Raw genomic sequence first — 2866 nt, 5'->3', positions numbered from 1 at the left:
GGATCAGTGGGGGTGGGGCGTGGGCATGTGTGCCCATGCGGCGGGTAGCGGCCCGCCGGTGTCCAGGTGGCTATCGAGCGCGGCCATGGTGTCGTTGGCCTCGGCATACAGGGCTTCGAGCCGGTCGTGGTGGTCGGCGCAGGCAGACGAGTCCTCGGTGCCGTCTTCGCGGGTGCTGTAGCAGTCGATCTCGTCGCGGATGCGCTGTTGCAGGACGCGGAACCATGCGAGCAGTTCGTCGGAACCGGCCGGTTCGGCGGCGCTGTGTCGCTGAGGCTCGTCGGTGGCCGACAGCCCGGCGGCGACGACCCTGTCATCGAGTTCAGTCACTTCATGCAGCGCGAAGGCGAAGGTATGGGCGAGGTTTTCCACGGGTTCGCCGGGGTCGGGGGTGTCGCCATCTCGGAGTGCGGTGGCGATGGTGTTCAGCCGCCCGGCGAGGTCTTCGGCGTGTTCAGCGGCCTCGTGCCGCTTTCGGCGCAGCGCCTCCATCGCTTGGTCACGTTGGGCCTTCTTGAAGGTCTGCATCCGGTCTCGCCATTCGCGGGACGGTTCCGTATCGGCAGGCACCAAGGCCCACGGTGGCGCGAAGCCCCGCCTGCCGTCGGCTGTTTCGATCGCGCATTCCGCGACCTCGTCGTTGAGGTAAATGGAGCGGACCCGGCCGCGCCATGTCGGGTTGTCACGACCGGTCACCTCGTCACCGACCCGGATCGGGCACTCGGCCCCGAATCGGCTGACCTGATCGCCGGTGGTGTTCGCCGCGCTGACCGGTGCCTGGTTGACCGTCGGGGTGGTGTCGCTGTTCATCATGGCCGAACTCCTAAAGAGGTTGGTAGTGTGCCGATTTCGTCTCGGTCGGTGCGCTATGGGCAGTCGAGGGCATCCGTTGCGACACGCTTGGACAGGCCGAACACGTCGGTGCGCATGATCTCGGCGGTGCCGTCGCGGCGGAATCGGACGATGCGGACCAGGGTTCCGGCCGGTAGCTGTACGCCGTGGAACCAGATCGGCCGGGTGGTCGAGCCGATCAAGGTTTCGCTGTCGGATTCGGTGGGTGACTGCGGATCGGGTGCTTCCGCTGCTGTTGGCGTGGTGCCGTGGGTGTCCATGTTCTTGCCCCTTCGTTCGGTGGTGGGTTCGGCGCGGGCAGTTGGATCCCGCTGGTGGCTGATTGGCTGCCGCTACGGGAGTCAGGCAGTGCGTACGGCGGCGGTGGCCGCGCGGCCGATGGCGTGGGCGGTGGTAGCGGGGTCGGTGATCAGGTGCAGGTTCGCGCCGTTGAGGGGGTCGGGTGCCGTGCCGGTGTCGGGTGCCAGCCACAGCACGGCACAGCCGGTGGCGCGGAGCCGATCGAGGAGTTTCTGGGCGCGGTCGCGGTTGCTGCCGTCGTAGTAGCCGTCGGAGATGATCACCAGCAGGCGGGTGTTTTCCGGGCGCGACAGCTCGAGGGCACCGTCGAGGGCCTCGATGGCGTTGTCGATGGCGTGCAGGAAATCGGGGCAGCTGAATTGGGTGACCCGGGCGGGCGCGGTGCCCGGGTAGGTGATCGGTGCCACCGATGCGCCGAAGGTGACCGTGGCGGTAGCGGCGGGCATGGTGGCCAGCTCGGCCGCGCGGGCGATGATCCATGCGGCCGAGGCGACCGGGTCGGCGTAGTCGCTCATGGAACCGGACACGTCGCAGGCGATACCGACCCGCAACGGCGGGATCGGCACGGTTTTGCGGGTAGTCCGGGTGAACGGTTCGGCCGTGGGCAGCGCCCCGGCGGCGCGTTGGGCTTCGCGGGCCAGTGCGCCGCGCATCCGCAACCGGCCGGGCGGCAACGCGGAGGTGGTTTTGATCGTGGCGCGTTCGCGCTGTGCGGCGTTGTTGAGGGCGCGGGCCAGCACCCGGGCGGCGGCGCGTTCGTCCGGGTGCGGCGTGCGGGTGGCGCGGGTGCTGGCACTGGTGCCGGTCCCGTTGCCGTTGCCGAACACCTTCTGCGCCCGCGCCGCCGCGCGCCGTGCGGCACGCTGGGCCTCTCGTTGCGCGGTGGCCGCCGCTTCGGCAGGGTCGACCGGGACCGGTTGCGCGGCAACGGCGTTGCTGATGTTGGTGACGGTGTCACCGATCGCGGCGGACAGGACCGAGTTCGGATCCGGGTCGGCGTGCGGGTCGGGGCCGACGATATCGAGCCACCGTTGCCCGAGTTCGAGCATGGTGTTGGTGTCGTCGTCGGCCACGGTGTGGGCCTGCTGCCAGATCGCGCGCAACTTCTCGAGCTTGTCGCTGCCGAGGATGGACTCGATGACCCCGGCGGCGGGCGCGCATTCCGACGCGGTGAGGATGCCGCCATCCACGCGCCCCAGCAGGAGGGCGGCGTTGTGGGCGGCGGCATAATCGGTGGGCGGGATCTGGGCGGCGGCATCGGTGCCGCCGTTGTCGCCGATCACGATCTCGGTCGCGCTGGCGCGCAGCCAGTGCCGGTCATCGGGGCGGCGACGGATCTGGGCGGCCTCGATGCGGGATTCCTCCAACAGCAGGGCGGCCTCGACCACGGCCGGATTCGCCACCGGCGGCGCTTCCCACACCGAATGTTGGGCGTGGGCGCATTCGTGGACGAACGCGCCCCACACGGCGGCGTAGCGGGCGCGGTCGCTGTTGCGGTCCGGCCGCGCGGTGGCCGGGTCGATGCCGAGGCGGGTGCCGTCGATTTCGATGGCGGCGCTGTGGGGCATGAACACCGCCGGGTGCCCGTGCGCCGCGCCGGGGGCAATGGTGACGACCAGGTCGTCGCGGTCTGCGATCGGTGGGGCTTCATCGGTTAGGGCGGCAGACAGGGCATCCCATCCGGCGGTGGCGGGCGGTGGTGTGGGTGTGGTGG

The 2866-nt window shown here is 70.2% G+C and carries 3 protein-coding genes; all 3 read right to left on the bottom strand.

Translation table 11 applies throughout. From position 1 onward, the window contains the following. Window positions 1-3 precede the first annotated feature (3 nt). Entirely contained in the window at window positions 4-813 is an 810-nt protein-coding gene (locus HOV91_RS38840) for a hypothetical protein (protein WP_043736128.1), read from the bottom strand. 53 nt (window positions 814-866) lie between these two features. Next, window positions 867-1112 (bottom strand): hypothetical protein, encoded by a 246-nt coding sequence (locus tag HOV91_RS38835; protein ID WP_043736129.1) that lies wholly within the window; start codon window positions 1110-1112, stop codon window positions 867-869. 81 nt (window positions 1113-1193) lie between these two features. Further along, on the bottom strand, window positions 1194-2866 hold a 1673-nt coding region (locus tag HOV91_RS38830), incomplete at its 5' end, for a VWA domain-containing protein (protein WP_246351608.1).

Origin of the sequence: Nocardia barduliensis, from assembly GCF_013315795.1 — a bacterium.
Classification (GTDB): domain Bacteria; phylum Actinomycetota; class Actinomycetes; order Mycobacteriales; family Mycobacteriaceae; genus Nocardia; species Nocardia barduliensis.
Note: the sequence above shows the minus strand (reverse complement) of the source record. Positions and strands in the feature narration are given on the sequence as shown.

What these genes read in the sequence shown, in the direction of transcription:
- HOV91_RS38840 (WP_043736128.1), bottom strand. Translation starts at nt 813, where the DNA reads ATGATGAACAGCGACACCACCCCGACGGTCAACCAGGCACCGGTCAGC.
- HOV91_RS38835 (WP_043736129.1), bottom strand. Translation starts at nt 1,112, where the DNA reads ATGGACACCCACGGCACCACGCCAACAGCAGCGGAAGCACCCGATCCG.